Genomic DNA, 16,605 nt, shown 5'->3' on the forward strand with positions numbered 1-16,605 from the left:
GTGGACAGCCCCCGTAACCCCTTCGTGGCAGCGCCGGAGGTCATCGAGGAGGAGGACCCGATGGAGGAAGACCCGATCCTCGGGGCCCGAGACTCCATCCGCGGGCCGCAGAACCTCCAGCAACAGCTGGCCGAGGAACCAGCGCCCGCCGAAGAGCCGGCCGCCCCGGTAGACGTCTCCCAGGCCACGTTGTGGTTGGTCGGTGCCTCCGGCGGGGTGGGCACCTCCACCCTGGCCGGGCTGTGCTCGGAGCAGGTCGTGGACGCGGCGGTGCAGGAACCGGAATGGGCAGGACGGGCGCTGCTGGTGTGCTCCACCAGCGCGTCCTCCCTGGAAGCCGCCGCCCAGCTAGCCCGGGCCTCCGCCACCGGGCAGCTGCCCTATGAACTGGTCGGTCTGGTCATCGTCCACGACCGGCCCAAGAACCGGATCACCAAACCCACCCTGACCTACGCCCGCAGTGTGGCGCGCATGTTCCCGGTGGCCATGACCGTCCCCTACGAACCGTCCTGGCGCGAGGTCGGCGTCACCCCATCCCCTTCCAGCACCCGGCTGAAAACCGTGCTGCGGAAGATCCACAAAATCGCCCAGACCGGGCACTGAGAAAGGAACCCCCCAATGCTGACCAACACCCTCAACGCCCTGATGATCCCGGCCATCAACGCCACCCCCACCCAGCCCCCGGGCATGGAGAACGTGACCATGATCCTCGGCTGGATCCTCTGGGCCGCCGGGCTGGTCTTGTTCGTCTACTTCATCTTCGGGCTCGTCACCGCCGGCCGGAACCGCCGCCGAGGGGACGAGGTCGAGGCCCCGGTGTGGCCGCTGGTCGCGGCTGCTCTGCTCGGGGCGGCCGGGGCGATCTGGAACATGATCACCGGCGGCTGAGCCGGTCCCCGATCCTCAACCGGCACCGCAACGACAGGGAGACCCCCCGATGGACACGCACAACAACGACGCAACTCGGACCCGCCCCCGCTGGTTCGGCCCGGCCCTGATCGCCCTGGTGCTGCTGGTCGCAGTGGCCGGGTGGACCATCCGCAACCTCACCACCGATGAAAGCCAGGCCCAAACCCCCGAGGCCCCTGCTGCCTCGACCGCCCCCAGCCAGGGGGCGGTCGAGGCGGCTGCCCCCGCCTCCGGGGAGGGTTTCGCCTGGGACTGCCAGGCGCAGCTGAGCACCGACACCTCCTCGGTGGCCGATGAGGCCCCCGAGGTCCTGGACTGGGTGGCCGCCGGCTACAACGTGGTGCCCTCCTCCGACGATTTCGGCGGCTGCGAACGACGCGACTCAGGGCTGCGGGTCGGCTACGCCCACTCCGAAGCCGGGTCGCTGATGGCTGCTGCGACTTATGCGATGGCTCTGGACCCCTCGGTGAGTGAGGACGCGGCCAAGGACTCGGAGGTGGCGATCGCGGAAGGCCCCAACCGGGACCGCCTGGAGGAAAAGGCTCAGCGCATCCGCGACGGGCTGGAGGAAGCCAAGGGAGGCTTGGCCGCATCCTCGGCCACGCTGATCGGCTACTCCCAGGACCACTACACCGACGAGGCGGCGTCCTATCAGCTGATTTACGACCTGCCTTCGGAGAACGGCCTGACGCAGACGATCGCCGGTCAGGTTGACCTGGTGTGGGAGGACGGGGATTGGAAGCTGGACCCGGCCTCAGGCACCTCGATGATCACCGGGGACCAGCACCAGGGCCAGCCCTACGTGGAGTGGGGACCAAAGTCATGATGGATTGGGTCGGAGACCTCGCCGGCGGTATCGCCGGGGACACGGTGGAGAAGCTGATCCTGTTCATGGCCGGGTGGCTGGTGGAAATCTTCACCACCATGCTCGATTTCGTGGGCACCTGGTGGCTCAACATCGGCGCCGTGGAAATGGGTCCGGGCTCGGCCACCGAACGGGTGCAGAGGGCCACGACGACGTTCGTCGGGGTCGCCGGCATCATCGGCACGGCCTTTGCGGTGCTGCGCATCGCTCGGGACCACAACCGGGAGTCGGCCGAGAACCTGGTCATGGGACTGATCCGCACCGTGGTGGTCTCCGGCCTGGCGGTATCGATGGTGTCCCTGTCGCTGGCGGTCACCGATGAGGTGGCCCCGTGGCTGGTGGACACGATCGCCGGCAACGCAGCCCGGGACGGGCTGGGACAGTCGATGGACCTGGACGCTGTGGCCGGGTCCAAGATGGCGCTGACCACGGCTGGAATTCTGATCGTGCTCGCTCCCTTTGCGATCCTCGGGTCGATCCTCAATGCGGCCCTGGTGATCTTCTCCTACGGGGTGGCCGGGGCGCTGTGCGGGCTGCTGCCGATCTTCGCCGCGGCCTCGACCACGGAGCGGGGACGTAAGTCGTTCGACAAAGCGGTGGGCTGGCTGATCGCGGTGATCCTTTTCAAGCCGGTCGCGGCCGTGCTCTACGGATTCGGTCTGGCGCTGATGAACGGGATCAGGGGTACCGGCGACAGTGAGGTGGCCAACCATGTGATCACCCTGCTCACCGGGACCGTGATCATCTTCATGGCCTGCCTGTCGATGCCCGCCCTGGCCCGGGTCATGGTCCCGGCAGTCAGCGCCGGGCCCCGCGGTATGGGTGCTGGTGGGCTGGCAATGCTCGGTGGTGCGGTTGCTATTGGTGCGGTGACTGCTGGTGTCGGCGCTCTGGCCGCCGGTGCTGCTGCCGGGGCCGGGGCTGCTGGCGCTGGTGCCGGTGGAGCTGCCGGAGCCGGGGCCGGTGGCGCTGCGGGTGCTGGAGCTGCCGGTGGCGCTGCCGGAGCCGCTGGGGCGGGTGCCGGCGGAGCTGGTGCCGGCGGTGCTGGGGCTGGCGGTGCCTCGGGTGGGGGTGCCGGTGCTTCCGGGGCCAGCGCAACGGGTGCGGGGGCCGGTTCTGGCGCTGGAGGTGGTGCCTCCAGTACGACCGGAGCCCCGGGATCGACTGGTGTTGGTGGGTCTGCCCCGGCCGGTGGACCGGCCGGTGCCGAGAACGGGGAGAGCACCACGGCTGGTGCAGCTCCTACGTCCGCGCCAGGAACCACGACCGGTGGGGCCTCGGGCGCGGAGAACGTGCAGAGCCCCGGCACGGGTGCTGCCCCCAGCAGTGCCGCCGGCACCGGCACGGGCGGGGCTTCGGGTGCGGAGCAGGTGCAGAGCTCGAGCTCGTCCCCGGCAGCTGCCGACGGGGCAGCTGAGGCGTCCGGGCCAGCCGGTGCGGAGCCGGTGGCTCCGACGAACGGTGCCGGTCCTGCTGGTCACCCTGCCGGTGAGGGTGGCCCGGCTACGGGGGCCAAGAAATCGTTTATTGATCCGCAACGACTGGAATTCGGGCTGCGGGAAGTCGTCCGGGACAGCGAGCAATCCATGGAAAGTGGTGAGGATCTGTGAGTAGCAACCAGGTAATCGTGCGGCAGTACGGCAACATCGCTGAGGACAAGACGGCCGGGCTGCTGGGGTTCTCGATGGCCTCCACCGTCGTCCTCGGAGTGGGGTCAGTGCTGGTGTTCTTGTTCATCATGGCCTCCCACATCTGGGTGGCTGCCGGTGTCGCGGTGGCCGCGTTCATCGTGGCCACTGTGCTCGGCTCCAAGGACCGCAACGGCCGCTCCAAGCCGGAACGGTGGATCGCCCGGGGCATGTTCTCCCGGGCCGAGAAGAAGCAGCGCACCACGTACAAGGCCGGGCCGACCTCGCAAATCCCCGACGGGTCCTTTCGCGCCCCGGGAGTGCTGGCCGCCACCGAGCCGGTGACCTTCACGGACCTGTTCGGCCACCAGGGCGTGATGCTGTGGCACCCGAAGCTGAAGACCGGAACCGTGTTCGTCATCGCCAACTCCTCCGGGCTGGGGCTGCTGGATCAGGACCGGGTGGACCGCATGGTGGGCACCTGGGCCGCCTTCCAGCGCGACGCCGGCTCCAACACCGAACTCGTGCAGGTCTCGGTCACCACCCAGTCCACCACCGACCCCGGCGAGCGGCTGCCCGATGCGGTGGCGGTGGGCCGGGCCCAGGCCGGGTCCCAGTCGGTGCCGGCCTTCGCCCGGGCCACGATGGACGAGGTGGTGGCCAACCTCAACCAGGACGTGCCCAAGCTGGAGCAGTGGATCGCCCTGACCTTCAGCGCCAAGGCCAATGAGGGTGAGGGGGTGCCCGAGCGCACCGCCGAGGAGCTGGCCACGGACGTCTCCTCCCTGCTGAGCGGATTCCTGGAACAGCTGGAGCAGGCCGGGGCAGGGTCGGTGTCACTGATGCAGGCACACGACCTGATCGACCAGACCTATGTGGCCTACAACCCCCTGGCGGCCGCCGCCGTGGAAAAGGCCCGCTTGTCCGAGGCCGGCACCGGGCTGCGCTGGGAAGAAGTCGGCCCCTCGGCGGCACGGGTGGTGGGTTCCCCGGGGCGGTATGAGCACGGTGGGGTGGTGTCGAAGTCCTGGCAGATGTGGCGTCCGCCGGCCGGCACCTTCCGGGAGAATGCCCTGGTGGCCCTGCTGGCTCCGAATGCGGAGATGTTGCAGAAGCGGGTGACGGTGTTCTACCGGCCGCAGTCCCCGAACAAGTCGGCTATTCAGGTGCAGCAGTCGTTGACCAATGCGCAGTTCGCGGCGAATCAGAAGAACCGCCGGCCCACCAGCTCCCAGATCATCGCCCTGGAGAAGGCGCGGAAGGCCGAGCGTGAGCAGGCCGAGGGCGCCTCCTTGGTGCGGTTCTCGATCGTGGTCACGGCCACCGTGGAGCGGCCCGAGCAGTTGCCGCGGGTGGCGGCCACGCTGCGGCGCAACGCCTCCCAGGGGGTGCAGTTGGGCCTGCGGGAGTGCGACTACAACGACGATGCGGCCTTCGCGTTCAACCTCGGCCTCGGCGTGGTGCCCGATGCTGTGGCCACGATTCCGGCTGATGTGCGAAAGGCGCTGTGATGTCTGTCTTCGACCAGCTCACCGATGCGGTCCTCAACAAGTTCTTCGGCCGCTCCGCCGCGCAGAGCAACGGGCAGCTGCGCGAGCTCACCGAGAAAGGCATGGACGTCACCCACGGCGGGATGAACTCCTGGGTGGAGGCACCCCCGGAGTTCACTGCCACCTCCAACCAGACCGCCGGGCTGTGGCCCTTCGCCGTGGGCACCTCCTCCCCGCTGGTCGGGGCGGTGCTGGGACGCAATCAGCTCAACGGCTCGGTGGTCTGCGGGGACCCAATCAACCTGTTCCTGCGCGGCATCATCTCCTCCCCCTCCTGCTTCATCCTCGGTCTCCAGGCCCGAGGGAAGTCCTCGGTGGCGGTGCGCATGGCCCTGGCCCTGGTCGACCAGGGATTCCTGTTCGTCGGGGCCAGCGATGTGAAGCCCGACCTGGCCGGGCTCACCGTGGAAGTGGGCGGGCAGGTCATCCGGGTCGCCCCCGGGGTGGGCTCGATCAACCCCATGGACGCTGGGCCGCTGTGGCGCCGGCTGGGCGAGCTGCCCGAGGCGCTGCAACGGCAGATGCGCGCAGAGATCCACAGCCGCCGCCTCAACGCCCTCACCGGGCTGCTGGAACTGGTGTTCAAAGCACCCCTGGATGCCCGACAACAAGAGCCCACGGTGCTGTCCATGGCGATCACCGAGGCCGCTGAACACGCTGAGGCCCAGGGCCGGCAGCCCATCATCCAAGACGTCGTGGACGTGATCACCGCCGCACGCCCGGCGATCATGGCCGCGATCCTGGTCGATGACCAGGCGGCCTATCGGGGGCAGGTGCGCAACCTGCTGGCCGGGCTCAACGCCCTGGGCGCACATGGCCCGTTCGGGGACGTGTTCTGCCGCCAGACCTCCGAGGAGATGCAGATTGACCAGTCGGTGGACTTCGACCTCTCCGCCATTGATGAGACGTTGTTGGATCTGCGAGCCGCAGTGCAGATCGTGTGCTGGTCCTACGCCCAGGCCGGGATCTCCGCGGCCAAGACCCTGGCCGAGGCCGGGCTGATGGCCGAACGCCACCACCTGATGATCATGGACGAACTCTGGCAAGCCCTGCGCGCCTCCGAGCTGCTCGTCCACCAGATCGACGGCATCACCCGTCTGAACCGCACCAAGGGCCTCGGGCAGCTACTGATCACCCACTCCATGAAAGACCTCCAGCTCTCTACGGAGGAGCTGACCAAGATCGCCACCGGGTTCATGGAGCGCTCCTCCATGAAGGTCCTCGGCGGGCTGGCGCAGAACGAGATGGAGATGCTGGAGACCGTCTTCCCGCTCTCCGAGCAAGAAAAGGCGCTGCTGGTGGCCTGGTCGGCCGAGGGCTCGGTGAACCCCAAGACCGGGCGCACCTCGCCCCCTCCCGGGCGGGGCCGGTTCATGCTCAAGACCGGGGAGGCACCCGGGGTGCCGTTCCAAACCAACCTCACCGCCGGGGAGCTGCGGGTCCATGACACCAATGCCGCCTGGGCGGCCGCACAGGCACGGGTGAACGCATGAACACCAACGACCAGAACAAGAGCTTCATCGGCATCCTGATCCTGTTCACCGCCGTGATGGGTGCGGTCGGTCTGACCCACCTGGGGAACGTGCTGACCCCGGTGACCGGGGACCTGCCGTGGAACCCGTTCACCTTGGGCATCCAGCTGGCCACCGGAGCAGTGGACTGGCCGACGGCCGCCACCTTCCTCGTGGGCCTGGAGGTCGTGGTGGGTGTGGCCGCGCTGATGATCTGGGGCACCCGCACCCCGTCCAAGACCCAGGAGGCCGCCCGCCGGATGAGCCCCCCGGGTCGGATCAACCCGGCGATGGGCCCCGCCCGCACCACGGAGGCCCACCGGCTCCACCCCGATGCACAAGGCATTGGTCCGGGGCTGACGATCGGGCTGGTGGGCAAGAACCCGATCTATCAGGGCTGGCGAGAGTGCTCGGCCCATGTGTGGGGCACCGGGCGGGGCAAGACCACCTCCCAGGTCATCCGCCACGCCGTCGAGGCGCCGGGGGCATTCGTGATGACGTCGAACAAGGTCGACGGGGTAGCCGAGGTCCTGGCCGCCCGCACCACGACGGGCAGCACCGTGTGGCTGTTCGACCCCCAGCGCATCTGGCGCGACAGCACCCGCCCGGCGATGATCTTCAACCTGCTGGCCACCGTCACCGACACGGTCTCGGCCGGGGAGGTCGCCTCAATCTTCCAGACGGCCTCCGCCGGGGCGGCCGCTGGCGGGAAGGGTGATCCGCAGTTCGACTCCCAAGGCCGGGACTACCTCTCTTGGTGCCTGCTGGCGGCCGCCAAGAGCGGCAAAACGCTGGCGGACGTCCTGCGCTGGGTGTCCTCGGCCGCCTTCATGGAACCGGCTCAACTGTTGAAGCAGGCCGGGCAGACCGGGCCTGCTGCCGCGTTGGAGGGCATGGGGGATCAGCCCGAGGACACTCGTGGGTCGGTGGCTGCCAGTGCTCAACGCATGTCCTCGGCGCTGGTCCATGACGAGTTGGTGGCCTGGACCACCCCGACCCCGGGGGTGCCGGTGTTCGACTCGCACCGTTTCGTCACCAGCAAGGACACTCTGATTCTGCTGACTCAGGACGCCGCCGGGTCTGGGGCGGCTTTCGTCTCGACCCTGGTCTACGCGGTGGTCACCGCCGCCCAGCAGGCGGCCCGCCGGGCCGGCGGCCGGTTGCCGGTGCCTCTGGTGGCTGACCTCGATGAGGTCGGCAACGTGGTGAAACTCAAGCAGCTGCCCGAGTGGTATTCGTTCTTCGGGTCGATGGGCATCGTGGTCTCGGCCTACTTCCAGACCAAGGGCCAAGGCGTGGACATGCTGCAACGCACCGGCTGGGACACGCTGTGGTCGGCGGCCGCGGTGAAGGTCTACGGCGGTGGCTCCGATGATGCGGAGTTCCTGGAGTCGCTGCGCAAGCTCATCGGCACCTACGACGCGAAGGTGCGCAGCACCTCCACCTCCCGGGGTGTGGCGTCGCGGTCGGTGCAGACTCAGCAGCGCGACATCATGCCGGTCTCCAAGCTCTCGGAGCTGCCGACCGGGCACGCCTGGGTGAAGACCTCCACCGGGGGCGGCACGATCGTGCGCACCGTGCGGTGGTTCGAGGACAAGAACCTGACAGCCCGCATCAGCCCAGTGCTGGAGCGGATCACGGAAGGACAGCGCTCATGAGCGAACAGCAAGCAGAGACCGGCGAGCAGTTCACCCCGGAGGAGTTCGTGGAGTGGGTGGAGCAGTTGGTGGCACGGGTGGAGTCCGTGGATATGAACCAGGCCATGCGCTGGTGCCCGCAGTGGTGGGCCCACACGGAAGCCGTGGACCGATTCAAGTCACTCTATGAGGAGTGGATGGTGTGTCAGGCCGGTGGTGGCATGTCGGCTTGGTGGACCAATCACTTCGACCGCCACGCTGCCGTGCTGTTCACCAAACGCGGTCCCTTCGGGGAGTGCGGGACCTCCCACGTCGAGAAAAGCTTCCGCCGCACGCTGGCCTGTGAGCATCCTCCTGCCGACTGGTCGTGGTGACCACATAGACCTGGGGCAGGTCGCCGTCCCTTCCCAGTAGGCGCCCTGCTCCCCTCCAGGGGACAGGCACTCGTGCGCTGTCCCACAGTGGCCGGGGTCCCTCCTTCCCAGGGGTCCCGGCCACTGGCATTCCCGAACAAGGGCTGCCGCACATTTCCTCGGCCCTGGCGGGCCTCCTAAATGATTGCCCTCAGTGGGTGTGGTTGCTTAGAGGCTGCGGCCACCGTCGCGGCGAATGCGGTCAGCCGCATGGCGCGTTGCCGCGGCGTTCTCCTCCTGCCGGCGGGACTTCTGCTCGACACGATTAGCGGCCTTGAAGCGCTTGATGACCTCGGCTTGGCTGCGCTCCAGGTCAGTTTTCATGGGCTTCCTGGCGGCGTCGTTCTGGGCGTTCTCGGACACGGTGGGCTCCTTCTGCTGAGTAGCCGGCGTGGGGGTCGCCGGCTCGTGGGGGGCAGCTGCATCGGTGGTCGGGGTGGCCTGTTGGGTCTGGGCCCGGTGCTGGGCCACTACGTGGGCGATCAGCTCCTCCCTGGTCAGCAGCCGCCGGGTCTCCTCGGCTACCGGGGCCTTGGCGGCTTCGGTGACCGCGGCCTCCCGGGCCTGCGGTGCCGGCAACGGATCGGCGGCCTGTCCACGAGTGGCGCGCAGCGTCTCTGCGGCCTCCTGCGCCGGGGCCGGGGTGGTGCGCACCCGCTCGGCCACGTGTGCCTCATCGACGGCCTGCCGGATCTGCTCCGGGGTCTGCGGGGCGGCGGTGGTGAGGGCGGAGTGCTTGTGCAGCGCGGTGGCGCGAGCCACCAGCGCGGCCGCCACCGGGTCCTGTTGGTGGGCCTGGGGGATCAGCGCGGTCTCGTGGGCGGGAATGTTGTAGCGGTTGCGGTACGCCTCGACCTCGGCCGCGACCTGGTGCCACTCGGCCGCCTTGGTCGGCTTGGCCGGCACCGGGCCCAGGGCCGAAGTCCACTCCGGGCGGTTCTCGGCCAGTTCGGCACCGCGCACCATGACGCGCTCCTCCATGCGGGTGCGCAGCCGCTCCAGCTGCTGACGGTATTGCACCGGCACCTGGGCGTCGGTGATCAGCGGGGTGGGGGCCAGGTCCTCGCTCACCCGTCGCCCGTCCGCCACCGGGGCCGGTGGCGGGGTCTTGGCGGCCACAGCCCGCACTTGCTGCTCGGCGGCGATCGCCTCCCCGATCGACACGTCCGTGTCGGTGCGGGTGCGCTCTCCGCGGGCGATCTGCTCCACCGCCGTCTGCTCCGTAGACAGCCCTGCCCGGCGCTCCTGCTCAGCACCCATCGTGCGGGCCACCCAGTCCAGGTGCACCGAGGTGGTGGACTCCCACAGCTCCGGGGGCAGCGCCAGGTTCTCGGCCTCCGCACTGGCCTTCGCCGCAGCCAACTGGGCCGAGGGCATCCAGGCGTAAGGGTGTGCCGCCCACTGCGGGTCCTCGACCTGGGGCGGGTGCTGGGCGACCCCAGCGCGCTGGGCCAGCTTCTCCAGGTGCTCGTCCGTGAGGTTGCCCAGGGGCCGGCGGTCGGTGTTATCCAGGACGCGCTGGGCGGCCTCGATCTGCTGCTCCAGCCGCCACGCGAGCACAGCGGCCGGGTCCTCCGCCCCACCAAAGCCGCGCTGGTTCACCGCCCGCGACAACAGTTCGGCCGGGTCCATGTCGGCCTCCTGGGCGGCGTGCAGGTGGGTGGCCACCGCGCCCCACGCCTCGGTGCTGGTGAAGTCCGCGGCCTTGTCCGCGCCCATGACGTCCACGGCCATCGCGCGGGTCTTAGCGGTCCACGCCGCCTCGGCGGTCTCGCGGTAGACCTCTCCCAGGGTGGCGACGTCGCCGTTGCGCATGGCCTCAGCGGCCACCGTCTCGTGGGCGGACAGGTTCCGGTCGTAGGCCCCGGCGATGGCCTCCAGCACCTCGTCCCGGGACTGTCCCTCGCTCAGAGCGACATAGAGCTGATTGGTCTCCCATCCTCGGGTGGCGGCCACATAGGCGGCGGCCCGGTCGGTGGATGCATCCACGATGGCGTGGGCGGTGTCCACGGTCGCGCCCTGGGCGCGGTGCACCGTGGCGGCGTAGCCGAGCTGGCCGTGCTGGGCCAGGTAGTCGGCGTCCAGGGTGATCTTGCCGCCGTGGCCGGTGTGCCGCAGTGTCGCGGTGTCGGCCCCGACCTTCTGAACGGTCCACACATCGTTGTTCTTCACGAAGTCTTTGCCGCCGTTGAGCTGCAAGGTCCGGTCGTTGCGGCGGGTCACCACCACGTCCCCGGCGTGGGCGGTCAAACCGTCGCGCAGCACCACCGACTCCCCGGTGGCATCGAGCTGCCCGGTGGCGATCCGGGCGGCCTGGGCGCGGGCGTTCAGCTCGGTCACGGTGGTGTTGTCGGTGGCGATCAGCAGGGACCGCTTGCCCGCTTGGGTGTCGGTGATCCACGCGCGCAGTGCGGTGTCGGTCATGGCCTCGGTGTCCCCGGCGACCACCCGGCGGTTCTCCAGATACCAGGCCCACGGGACGTCCGCCCCGGCCGCGGGCGGCTCACGCAGTGCCAAAGACGCGGCCGCCTCACCGTGCGCGCGGAAGCGGTGCACGGCCTCCAGGCGGGTCGCTCCCACCTCATTGTCCAGCAGCCGCAGCGCCCCACCGGAACCGATGGCGCCCAACTGGCGGTCATCCCCGATGGCGCGCACCACCGCCCCGTGCCGGGCCGCCACGCTCACGAGCTCGGCCAGCTTGGGCGTGGTGACCATGCCCACCTCATCGAGGATCACCACGTCCCCGGCGTGTAGCTGGGCCGCCCCGGTGCGCCCGGTGCGGTGAGCGATCAGGAAGGCGTCAATCGTGGTCGCCTGCGCTCCAATGTCCTCCGACATGACGGCAGCGGCAGCAGCCGTGGGAGCCAAGCCGACGACGTTTCCGCCGGTCGCACGGACAGCATCAGCGGCCAGGGAGAGGCTAGTGGTCTTGCCGGCACCGGCCGGGCCGATGCCCAAACTCAGCAGCTTCTCGTCAGTGGCGAAGGCCCGGGCCAGGGCCACCTGGCCCTCACTGAGTGGGCCGGTGTGGGCGGCCAGCACCTCGTCAAAGGTCTGAGTAGAGACGGCGGGGATGACGGTGCGCTGGGCGGCGGCGAGCACCTGGTGCTCCGTCTCGAGAACCTCACGGGATGTGAACACGGCGGCGTCGGAGCGCACGAACTGGCTCGTGCCATCGGCCCGGGTGAACTCCGCCAGGCGCGGCACATCAGCGGTCGGAGTGACCGACAAACTGTGCGTGCTGGTGGCTTCCCGGACCACCGCGGCTACCAGCTCATCGGGCACCGTGCGCCCGATCATGGCCTCTTTCAAGTGCCGGCGGGTCTGGGCGTGGACGTGATTCACACTCCAAGTGGCCCGCTTCTGCGACAGCTCGTGGACGACCAGGCGGGCGTGCTCGAAGACGTCGATCTGCGCCGTGTCCGGGCCGGTCGGCAGGCCGGTGGCGGCCGCACGCACGTGGACCAACAAGTCCTCCCCGACCGGCATCTTGACCTGCTGCCCGTACTCTTTGCCCCACTCATCGACCAGCTCGGACAGGCGCCGGGCGGACTTCTTCGCCGGTCGCGACTCCAGGGTGGCTTGCTGGGCCAGGGCGATCTTCTGCTTGGCGTTGGGGGCGTAGCCGTGGCGGTCGGTGAACTGCGCGTGCAGCCGTTCCAAGGTCCCGGCAATGTCGGCCCGGCGGGAGGAGGCGTGGTGGATCGCGTCCAGGTCCACCCCGGCAATCTCATAGATCGGTTCGTTCCCACCAGCCATGCGCGGCGTAGTGGCGACCCCCAGGGAAGCGGTGACTTTCTCCATCACCTTGGCGTTGTAGGTCTCCGAGGCGGCCACGTTCATGCGGTACAGGGTGCGCCCGTCCAGGGAGGACCACTTGCCGTCCGCGCCCTTGACCTTGTTGGCGATCACCACGTGATCGTGCAGCTGCGGGTCCCCGGTCCGGGAGTCGTAGTGTCGGAACTGGGTGGCTACCAACCCGCCCTCGACGTCGATCTGCCGCACGCCGTTGCGGCCGCGCCGGGTGTAGGTACCCTCCTGCTCCAGGAAGCTCAGTGTCTCCGCGATGGCCTCGTTGTGCGCTGCCTCAACGGCCTTGCGGGCCTCGTCTCCGCCCAGGGCCCAGAGCAGGGAGACGGACTTCGCCGGGGAGAACACCAGGTCATAGCCGGCCACGGTCTGCTGCTTCGGGGTGGTCTGAGCCGTGATGAACCGGCCCAGCTCCTCCTTGTTCCGCACGTCACGGCCGTGTGTTTCGCGGAACAGTTGGCCACCGACACGGCCGCGAATGGCCTGGCGTTCCTCGCGGGTCGGGGCCGCCCCAGTGGTGCGTTCGTGCCGGGCGATCTCCTCATCCAGGCGCCGGGTCAGCTCCGTGTCAGCACTGGCATAGCGGTGGTACTTCTGCCCCAGGGCCACGTCGGCCTCGGTGCCGCCGGCGGCCAGGATACGGTCCGCATCCGGGCGGATGCCCTCCCCAAAAAGGGCCGCCATCTGCGCCTCGGTGACCTCCCCGGAGACCCCCAGCAGGGCCTCGGAGTGAGCCACCCACTGCCCCGGAGGCATCCCCTCCACGGTGTAGTAGTCACCCAGCTCCCGGCCCTCAGCGCGCAGCTCATCAGCGGAGGCGACCTCGGACGTGTAGTAGGCATAACCGTCCCCAGCGCTGAGCTTGTGGACGGTCATCACAGAAGCAATCTATCGCGTTTTCATCCTCATTTATCAATGATGCATGAGGTGTGACGTTCTGGCAGGGCGTGGAGGGCCGATGCGAGCTTGCGAGTCATTGGACTGGAGCGACCCAGAAAGTCCGTCACGACAGTGACGCGGTTGTGCCCACGAGACCTGGAGTGTGGGCAGGGGATGCCCAGGGAGGACGAGGAACGAGGACGAACCGCAGCGCATCAGCTGTCCACACTCCAGGTCGATTGGGTGCAAGCGAAACCAGGTTGTCCACATGTGGTGTTCGTGTGGGCAACCTGCACGAGCTGGGGTGGGGGCTGTGGGTCCGGTGGAGAGACCGGAGGATGAATCTCGGAAGCGGTCCACAGCCCCCACCAAAGCTCACAACACTGCCGCCGGCCAGGCGCCCTTTCGCGCGCCGCCGGCTCGGCCGGCGGAACGGTCGGGGTGGAGAAGTTGGTCTATGACCGTTAGGGCGGGTTTGGTGTTCAATGGGATGGAATGGTGTTGCTGATGTGAAGGAGGCGTGATGGCGCAGCGTAAGAGTGCGACCAAGACCAAGGCGCGGGAGCGGGCCCGTCGGGCGGCTGCGGAGTCGATGGCTCGGGAGCAGCGGTTGCTGGAACTGGGTGAGGAGTTCTTCGTCGCCCAGGGCGAGGCCGAGCAGATCATGGAAACGGCCGAGCAGCGGATCGCAGAGATTCGGGCCAAGGCCGAGCAAGAAGCCGCGCGCGCCAAGGAGAATCAGGTGCGCGTGGTGGCCAGCATGAAGAGTGAGCGGGTCACGGTGCCCGAGATTGCCCAGCGTCTGGAGCTGCCGGCCGCGGAGGTGCGCGCCATGTTGAAGGCATCCTCGGCTCACGCGCCCACAGAGGCCGCGGACGTGTCCCACGACAAAGAAGATGTAGCGCTGACCCAGGACGATGCTGAGGCGTCTCAGCGTGAAACCGTCAGCGTGTAGCTCGTTCATTCTCAACGCGCAGGAGCAACGATGATCGTCAAGCCAATATCTCTGACTTCGACCTGGGCCCGTGTATCGGTGGCCGGGATGGTCACCGCAGCGGCATTGACCGGCTGCGCCCCCTCCTCGATGCCCAGCAATGGGGCGTCTACGGGCCTCGAAACGGTAGGGGCGGACCTGACCTCATGCCTAACCGATCAGGGGTGGGAGGTGTCGCACGTGAGCGCGGACGGTTTCCAGATGGAGGCCAGCCTTCCCGTGGACCAGCAAGACGATGTTCAGCTGGCTTGGAGCGAGTGTGTGGGAACTGCCGCGACGTATTCGGTTCCGCTTCCGGGATAGAGCTGTCGTCAGAACAGGGTGGGGTGGTCAGGGTCGATGCCGTGCACGAGCTCGCGCACCACGTCCTCGTCCCACCCTCGGGTTTTCAACTCCTCGCGCAGCTGCCGGGACCGCGCGGAGCGTTCGGCCCGCGACAGCCGCCGCCACCGGGCGGCGGTGGCCGAGGGCATCCGGCCCTTCATCGCCCGGTCGGCCATGTTCTCCGACCGGCTGCCCAACAGCAGGTGCGTGGACGGCTCCAAGCTCGCGTGCACGCACAGCGGAACGTCGCACCAGTGCAGCGCGGTCAGCCCCTCGATCGCGCTCAGGCCACCGTGGACGGTGGCCAAGGAGAAACGGTGGGCGGCGACGGCTCTCTGACCGTGAGCGGTAGGTAGCCAGAAACGGCCGTAACCGTCATCACTGATCGCCCCGAGCCACAACCAGCACGAGTCGGGCTCCGGTCCTTTCAGGACATGGGAGTAGAAGCGCTCAACGTCCGAGGACTGCACGGCGGGCCTCCGCTCGGTGGACCAGCAGCAACAGCAGGCCCGTGATCACCGCACCCACTGCGATCGCCGGCCAGGTGTTGTCGTTGATGCCCACCACGTCCCACACCCAGAACAGATACGGGGTGATGGCCACGGTGCCGGCCATACGGTGCCGCAGCGCCGAGTGCATCGGGATGATGCGCAGCACCCAGTGCGCTATCGCGTGGCCGATGCGGTAGAACAGCCGCACCCACCACAGCAGGTAGAGGATCACGATGCGGGGCATCAGCGGTCTCCTCTCGGCGCGGGGGTGTCATCGGTGGCCGCCAGTGCTTCGGCGTCCCAGACGTCAATCTCGTCTTCGGGTAGCTCCAGACTCACATGCGCCAGGGACTTAATCTCTCCGCGCAGCACCCGGCCCACCGCACCCTTGGACACTCCCACCCGGCGGTGGATCTTGTAGTGAGACAACCCCGCCCGGTGCAACCGGTGAATGGCGCGCACCTGCTCGGGGGTGATCGGGGACTTCCGCCCCAGCTGCACCCCGCGGGCCCGGGCGGCCTCCAGCCCGTCCTGGACCCGCTCCACGATCAGCGCGCGCTGGTACTCGGCCATGGCCACGAACACGTTGAGCTGGAAGCGCCCGGCCGGAGTGGTGGTGTCGATGGTGTCGGTGAGACTGCGCAGCGCCACCCCGCGGCGAATCAGCTCGTCAATCGTGGTGACCATGTGCACCAGGGACCGACCCAGCCGATCCAACGAGTACAGCACCAAGGTATCTCCCTCCCGAGCCTCGGCCATGAGCGCGGCCAGCCCGGGGCGCTCTGCTTGGGTGCCGCTGATCTTGTCGGTGAAGACCAGCTCCGCCGGCACACCGGCCTCGGTGAGCGCGCGCAGCTGCACATCGAGGTTCTGGGAGGTGGTGGACACTCGGGCGTAGCCGAGCAGCCGGCCGGGGTGGCTCGAAATGGGGCCGTGGTGAGCTTTTTGAGTCATCGCGTATCGAGTCCTGGATTTCGAGTCGGGATTTCGGAAGCTGTGGCCGGCCCTCGTCGGCGGGCCGGCCACTATGGTCACTGAGCCGGATGAGGGCCTGGCCTGTGCATGGGTGTTTGGAGTCGTGTCAGCCTTCTCTGCGGCTCACAGAAGATAAGCCGGCATTTCCATCACCTGGAGCATGCGCCACCCAGGCACCAGGCCAGCGGATAGGGGATCGCGGTCTGCGCCAGGTACAGAAGGCGCTCAGGTTCTGCCCTCGTGTGCTCCGTCGTTGTGTCGCAGACGAGGCGGTGACATCTCCCGGACACGTCGGCACCCCATAATGGGAAGCATTCTGATGAATGGACCGGGATGAGGGTGGACCTGATGGATGCCGAGACGACTGGTCGCGAGCCGGACCACGGGTCGACCTGTCAGTTGAGCGCGTTGCGGCCGGGGGATCACCTTGGGGCCTGGGAGAACGGGATGCTGTGTCACGCCGGCGTCGTGGAGGAGGTCGCCCCCGAGTTAGGAGTGGTGTGGATCCGGGAGCGGGGTCTGGGGGCTAGGAAAATGCTCTCCACCGACCAGTACTGCCTGCGCACCGAGAAACCCGTCACCGCCGGAGAACCCTTCACGACCCCGGGGTGGTGAGCCA

The 16,605-nt window shown here is 68.5% G+C and carries 14 protein-coding genes; 10 read left to right on the top strand and 4 right to left on the bottom strand.

The window, feature by feature from the left end; genetic code table 11:
• Genes E7Z53_RS17705 through E7Z53_RS17740 form a run of 8 tightly spaced genes read left to right on the top strand, consistent with a single transcriptional unit; the run spans position 1 to position 8,474 of the window.
• On the top strand, positions 1-603 hold the full coding sequence (locus tag E7Z53_RS17705; protein WP_176338455.1) for a DUF6668 family protein: 603 nt from the start codon (positions 1-3) through the stop codon (positions 601-603).
• Positions 604-618: 15 nt separating this feature from the next.
• Entirely contained in the window at positions 619-888 is a 270-nt protein-coding gene (locus E7Z53_RS17710) for a hypothetical protein (protein ID WP_035930757.1), read from the top strand.
• 49 nt (positions 889-937) lie between these two features.
• Positions 938-1,735, top strand: a complete 798-nt coding sequence (locus E7Z53_RS17715) for a hypothetical protein (RefSeq protein WP_176338456.1) — start codon at positions 938-940, stop codon at positions 1,733-1,735.
• Complete coding sequence (locus E7Z53_RS17720; protein WP_176338457.1) at positions 1,732-3,384, top strand: hypothetical protein; 1,653 nt, start codon at positions 1,732-1,734, stop codon at positions 3,382-3,384. Before E7Z53_RS17715 ends, E7Z53_RS17720 begins: the two co-directional genes overlap by 4 nt.
• Complete coding sequence (locus E7Z53_RS17725; RefSeq protein WP_176338458.1) at positions 3,381-4,913, top strand: SCO6880 family protein; 1,533 nt, start codon at positions 3,381-3,383, stop codon at positions 4,911-4,913. The genes E7Z53_RS17720 and E7Z53_RS17725 overlap by 4 nt, the downstream gene beginning before the upstream one ends.
• Positions 4,913-6,445, top strand: coding sequence for a hypothetical protein (locus E7Z53_RS17730; protein ID WP_176338459.1), 1,533 nt, complete (start codon positions 4,913-4,915; stop codon positions 6,443-6,445). The genes E7Z53_RS17725 and E7Z53_RS17730 overlap by 1 nt, the downstream gene beginning before the upstream one ends.
• Complete coding sequence (locus tag E7Z53_RS17735) at positions 6,442-8,121, top strand: type IV secretory system conjugative DNA transfer family protein (protein ID WP_176338460.1); 1,680 nt, start codon at positions 6,442-6,444, stop codon at positions 8,119-8,121. Before E7Z53_RS17730 ends, E7Z53_RS17735 begins: the two co-directional genes overlap by 4 nt.
• On the top strand, positions 8,118-8,474 hold the full coding sequence (locus E7Z53_RS17740; protein WP_176338328.1) for a DUF4913 domain-containing protein: 357 nt from the start codon (positions 8,118-8,120) through the stop codon (positions 8,472-8,474). Before E7Z53_RS17735 ends, E7Z53_RS17740 begins: the two co-directional genes overlap by 4 nt.
• A 207-nt stretch (positions 8,475-8,681) precedes the next feature.
• Here E7Z53_RS17740 and mobF read toward each other — a convergent pair whose 3' ends face one another.
• The gene (gene mobF / locus E7Z53_RS20665) at positions 8,682-13,199 is read right to left on the bottom strand and encodes a MobF family relaxase (RefSeq protein ID WP_303396647.1); all 4,518 of its coding nucleotides are present in this window, start codon (positions 13,197-13,199) and stop codon (positions 8,682-8,684) included.
• A 526-nt stretch (positions 13,200-13,725) separates the two neighbouring features.
• On the opposite strand from mobF, the gene E7Z53_RS17750 reads away from it, so the two are divergent.
• Positions 13,726-14,157: a hypothetical protein gene (locus tag E7Z53_RS17750; RefSeq protein ID WP_176338462.1), complete on the top strand. Its 432-nt coding sequence runs from the start codon at positions 13,726-13,728 to the stop codon at positions 14,155-14,157.
• 350 nt (positions 14,158-14,507) lie between these two features.
• Here the strand turns inward: E7Z53_RS17750 and E7Z53_RS17755 are convergent, their stop codons facing one another.
• The 3 genes from E7Z53_RS17755 to E7Z53_RS17765 form a co-directional block, all read right to left on the bottom strand.
• Entirely contained in the window at positions 14,508-14,828 is a 321-nt protein-coding gene (locus tag E7Z53_RS17755; protein WP_217905928.1) for a hypothetical protein, read from the bottom strand.
• A gap of 142 nt (positions 14,829-14,970) precedes the next feature.
• On the bottom strand, positions 14,971-15,255 hold the full coding sequence (locus E7Z53_RS17760) for a hypothetical protein (protein ID WP_176338464.1): 285 nt from the start codon (positions 15,253-15,255) through the stop codon (positions 14,971-14,973).
• Positions 15,255-15,965, bottom strand: coding sequence for a recombinase family protein (locus E7Z53_RS17765; RefSeq protein ID WP_176338465.1), 711 nt, complete (start codon positions 15,963-15,965; stop codon positions 15,255-15,257). The genes E7Z53_RS17760 and E7Z53_RS17765 overlap by 1 nt, the downstream gene beginning before the upstream one ends.
• A 468-nt stretch (positions 15,966-16,433) precedes the next feature.
• Between E7Z53_RS17765 and E7Z53_RS17770 the strand changes: the two genes are divergently transcribed.
• Entirely contained in the window at positions 16,434-16,601 is a 168-nt protein-coding gene (locus tag E7Z53_RS17770) for a hypothetical protein (RefSeq protein WP_176338466.1), read from the top strand.
• The last annotated feature ends 4 nt before the right edge of the window (positions 16,602-16,605 follow it).

Source organism: Kocuria salina (assembly GCF_013368965.1).
In the GTDB taxonomy this organism is placed as follows: Bacteria; Actinomycetota; Actinomycetes; order Actinomycetales; family Micrococcaceae; genus Kocuria; species Kocuria rosea.